This window comes from Pseudomonas sp. F1_0610 (assembly GCF_047470865.1).
GTDB lineage: Bacteria > Pseudomonadota > Gammaproteobacteria > Pseudomonadales > Pseudomonadaceae > JAZDRH01.
Window position 1 is genome coordinate 1 of the sequence record NZ_JAZDRH010000056.1, and the last position, 3,792, is coordinate 3,792.

The 3,792-nt window shown below is 42.3% G+C and carries 7 protein-coding genes; all 7 read right to left on the reverse strand.

Going from position 1 to position 3,792, the window contains the following annotated elements; genetic code table 11:
- Positions 1-347: 347 nt before the first annotated feature.
- Positions 348-701 carry an antiterminator Q family protein gene (locus VQ643_RS15975; protein WP_414201461.1) on the reverse strand — a complete coding sequence of 118 codons (354 nt, stop codon included), beginning with the start codon at positions 699-701 and terminating at the stop codon, positions 348-350.
- Positions 698-901, reverse strand: coding sequence for a hypothetical protein (locus tag VQ643_RS15980; protein WP_414201463.1), 204 nt, complete (start codon positions 899-901; stop codon positions 698-700). Before VQ643_RS15980 ends, VQ643_RS15975 begins: the two co-directional genes overlap by 4 nt.
- Positions 902-950: 49 nt before the next feature.
- Entirely contained in the window at positions 951-2,186 is a 1,236-nt protein-coding gene (locus VQ643_RS15985; RefSeq protein WP_414201465.1) for a tyrosine-type recombinase/integrase, read from the reverse strand.
- A 12-nt stretch (positions 2,187-2,198) separates the two neighbouring features.
- Positions 2,199-2,909, reverse strand: a complete 711-nt coding sequence (locus VQ643_RS15990; RefSeq protein ID WP_414201467.1) for a replication protein P — start codon at positions 2,907-2,909, stop codon at positions 2,199-2,201.
- Complete coding sequence (locus VQ643_RS15995) at positions 2,906-3,319, reverse strand: DnaT-like ssDNA-binding domain-containing protein (protein WP_414201469.1); 414 nt, start codon at positions 3,317-3,319, stop codon at positions 2,906-2,908. The genes VQ643_RS15990 and VQ643_RS15995 overlap by 4 nt, the downstream gene beginning before the upstream one ends.
- The gene (locus VQ643_RS16000) at positions 3,298-3,645 is read right to left on the reverse strand and encodes a helix-turn-helix domain-containing protein (protein ID WP_414201471.1); all 348 of its coding nucleotides are present in this window, start codon (positions 3,643-3,645) and stop codon (positions 3,298-3,300) included. The genes VQ643_RS15995 and VQ643_RS16000 overlap by 22 nt, the downstream gene beginning before the upstream one ends.
- A 59-nt stretch (positions 3,646-3,704) precedes the next feature.
- A partial coding sequence (locus tag VQ643_RS16005; RefSeq protein WP_286594322.1) for an integrase core domain-containing protein occupies positions 3,705-3,792 on the reverse strand: 88 nt, incomplete at its 5' end.

The window sequence follows — 3,792 nt, forward strand, 5'->3', positions numbered from 1 at the left end:
TAATGTATACAATGAAAAACTAAATTCTCTAATATCTAAACCTACCAATATAGCATTTAGAATCCCAAAAGAAATTGAAGGTAGAGTTGAGTGGGCTATAGATAGAAACAACCCTAAAGATTCAATTTGGTGTACATTTATTAATAAAAAATAAAGCATACGTTCAAATAATAGTTTTCAATTAATCAATAACCCCCTGCTAAATCAAGCTAACAGGGGCTTTAAATATTTTAAAATTATTCAAGAACTAAATATCTTATTCATTTTATCGATTGTAAGCTCTCTACTTACGATTTTTCCAGCTTCTTTATTTAATATAAAAATAACTATGTATAAAAAATTATTTATTAACTAGCTAGAACTCTAAAACAAGATGCCAGTGAAGCAATCCCTTGTTGAACTCTCAAATAACCCTCTGCTCTACTAATTCCATACATTACCATGTTTCTATATGACACACCTCTTACGTAACGTAGCATTAATGCTTTAACAATTTCTGGCTCATCTTTTTGTAATGCAGCTAAAAATCCGTCTACTTGTAATGCTGTATCATCATCTATAGCGCAAGTCACTTTTGAATCATAAACGCCCAACTCTCGCATCATTGCAAGCAAGGGCGACTTATAGCGAGGCACTCCCGTAGCTGTTCTGCACCAGATTCCATACTGCGCCACAATATACTCAGCTTGATCTATTCTCATCGTTTACTACCTTTTAAATATTCTAACTGATTCAGTGTTTGATAAAGCTGATCAGCTAAAGCCTTAATCAGCCCTTTATCACTACTAACCACAAACCGATAACCACGGCATTCATGGCAAATAAAAAGATCCATGTTTCGCTTAATGTTGCCAATTCCCTTACATCGTTTACATATCTGTACATACTTCAAATCTGTCATTTCGCCGCCTCTTTGGTCGCAAACACCTAAACTGGCTATAAGCCCCGTATTACTTAGCCTTGCTCAGATTTTCGCGGATACCTGATCTAACGCCTGTCTCGTTGTGAATCTCACTAAATCCACACTCATCGAGACGAGCACACCAGTTTTCTAAGGCTTGGCGTTTAAGCTCTTCTTGTGTTGTCAGTACATACGTTTGCACTAACGCACCTACTTGATGATTCAGTAGCCTTTCACCAATTAAGTAGTCCACGCCTAACTCCGCCCAGCATGTTCTGGCCAGCTTTCTTAAGTCGTGACTACTCCACTTTCCTTGACTCAGCCATTGAAACGAACTGCCCGCCTGCCGTTCAGTTAGTAAACAACCTGCCTCATCGACAAATAAGTAATCCTTAGCGCGTCCTTTCATACGTTCGCGGTACTGTGTTAATAGCGCACATACTTGATCAGTGAGTGGCAAGGTATGCTCTACCCTTGTTTTGGTGTTCTCAGCAGGAATAAACCACACACGTTCACTTAAGCTAATGTCGCGCCATCGAGTTAATCGCGTCTCACCTATACGAGTACCATGTGCCAGCATCATCAACGCAAAAAGCCCTTGTACTGGCTTAAGCGCATAACAGTGCTTTAAATGGGCAAGTAATGGGTCAAGGTCAATCGGCCTTAAGCGCCCTGTTTTGGGTTTTTCTTTTGCTTGAACAAACTCAGCAAACTTAAAGCTGGCCAATGGGTTATTTGTGATGCGGTTTAATTTGAGTGCCTGATTAAAGGCTTGCTGTAGTACGCGCATAATTTGGCGCACGTAGCTTACGGAATAGCTTTCTTGTAATGACCAAATCAACTGACGATCAATTAGATCGCGATTGATTTCGTCTATATTTGTGTCTTGCAAGGCAGGTAGTAAGTGCTTATCTAGGATTATTTCAACAGAGAGCCTGCGCTTTTGGCTTAGGTTGCTATTGCGTTTAACTCGGTCGCGGTACCAAATCAGTAAATCTTTGCAACGTGACACATCACCGTGACATAAACTTGCCTCAGCATTTACAGCCTTACGTGTGAGTAGCTCTGGTAGTGTATTGATCACCTGTTTACTCGTCAGCACAGGAAAAGCACCGATACGCTCCCACTTGCCATTGATGATCAAAAACCAACTACCACGAGTACGATCCGCTAAATAGCGATAACGTAACCCTTGATAGCGTGGATCACGTAGGGTGGTGACAATATCATTAGCCGCTTGGCGCTTAATTTCTGCATCTGTAATGGGTACCGCTAGTGTGGACATTCTTACCTCTAGTTAACTTAAAATTCTTTTTCGCTTGATGCCTAGCATCGCCCGCATGTCTGTTAGAGCTTTGTTGGCGACTTCTGGAGTTGCTTTGATAATGGCGGTTTTAGTTTCACTATCGGGTAAGGCTCGGATAGCTTCACCACGCCAGATTTTGCTTAAGGTTTCTTTGTAAGCTTTGGCAAAGCGCTCTCGGCTCGTTTGCTCGCTATAACGTGTCATCACGTATAAGCCCACCTCACAGGCCGCGTGATAAGAAGCAGGATGGCAATGGCTAAAATTGGCAGCTGGATGAGATACCGCAAAGGCTTGCTTGTAAGCGTCATCGACTGAAGGTAAACCTAAGTTCTCAGGCGTAGGCTGGCATAAGGTTACAAACTGGCTAATGCTGGGTAGGAATGGGCTTTGCTCATTACGCAGTAAACGTAAACCCAGATCTATTTGTGATTTTGAGGTAATACCTTCACTGACCAATGCCTCTGCCCAGTTTCGTTTAACCACTCGCATGTCGGTGTTAGCTGTCCACGCTTGCTTCCACGCTGGGCACAGTGCTTTTAGCTCATCAATCAAATAATCAATGGCCTGCTTAACCTGTAATTTTTTATCATCTGGTAACTCCAGCAGTGTAGGTTTGTTAAAGGAATAAACCACACGCTTAGGCTTAGCGGGTAATTGCACAGAGGATACAAGCGCATTACTTGTTACACGTTGAGCACTCATGGCATCACCTCGATACGCACATCATCCAGCCAGCTATCATCGTCATCCGTTGGGTTTACTTGAGCGACTTGGTTTTTTACTGTTGGTCGTGTTGCAAGGTGTGCCTGCTCACGCTTAACCCATGCCACCAATTTAGCTAGCCACTGACTGTTGGTTAAATATTGCTCTTGTGCTTCAAAATGAATTTTGAACATGCCAATCACTTCAGGCGTGAATAAATCAACCTGTAGTCCTGCCATCTTCGCCCGAGTGATTAGCGTTGGAATATCAGGCTGCCATCCCAAGCTCATTTTTTGGCGTGTATTGATTTGATTTTTTGATTGCTCAACCAAAGCATTTTCGCGTGCGCTATCTCTTGGTTCATTGACTGGTTCAAAAGAGTGACTGGTTATGGTGCCGTGTGACGGCATAGGGGTGTGCCGTCACACGGCATAGGTGTGCTTTCTGACGGCATAGGGTTATTTGGCTTATTATCTATCGTTAAACGATAAATATTGGATGAATTACCCAGCACACCTCTACGATTTTCAATAGTCAAGAAACCCATTAACTCTAAATCTTTAATGTGTTTTCTAACGGTACTGTGGGAAATTTCGCACTGATCTGAAATATGCTTGTATGACGGGAAGCACTCACCCTTTTCGTTTGCATTGTCAGCTAGCTTTATTAAAACCAACTTGCGTAAAGGATTTCCGACTTTAGCTTGCATAGCCTTAACCATCCATATCATGCTCATAATTCTACCTCGCATGCTAATGTAATCCCCCCATTTTCCACAGTGCTCATCTGTAGAATTTAAGCTGCCTGTAATAGCTGCCTTGGCGGTACTCCTCCGATAGCAGTGTGAGGGCGTTCGTTGTTATACGTCCAAAGCCATTGTGTA

Coding starts and splice junctions, on each gene's coding strand:
- VQ643_RS15975 (WP_414201461.1), bottom strand. CDS start 701: ATGAGAATAGATCAAGCTGAGTATATTGTGGCGCAGTATGGAATCTGG.
- VQ643_RS15980 (WP_414201463.1), bottom strand. CDS start 901: ATGACAGATTTGAAGTATGTACAGATATGTAAACGATGTAAGGGAATT.
- VQ643_RS15985 (WP_414201465.1), bottom strand. CDS start 2,186: ATGTCCACACTAGCGGTACCCATTACAGATGCAGAAATTAAGCGCCAA.
- VQ643_RS15990 (WP_414201467.1), bottom strand. CDS start 2,909: ATGAGTGCTCAACGTGTAACAAGTAATGCGCTTGTATCCTCTGTGCAA.
- VQ643_RS15995 (WP_414201469.1), bottom strand. CDS start 3,319: ATGCCGTCACACGGCACCATAACCAGTCACTCTTTTGAACCAGTCAAT.
- VQ643_RS16000 (WP_414201471.1), bottom strand. CDS start 3,645: ATGAGCATGATATGGATGGTTAAGGCTATGCAAGCTAAAGTCGGAAAT.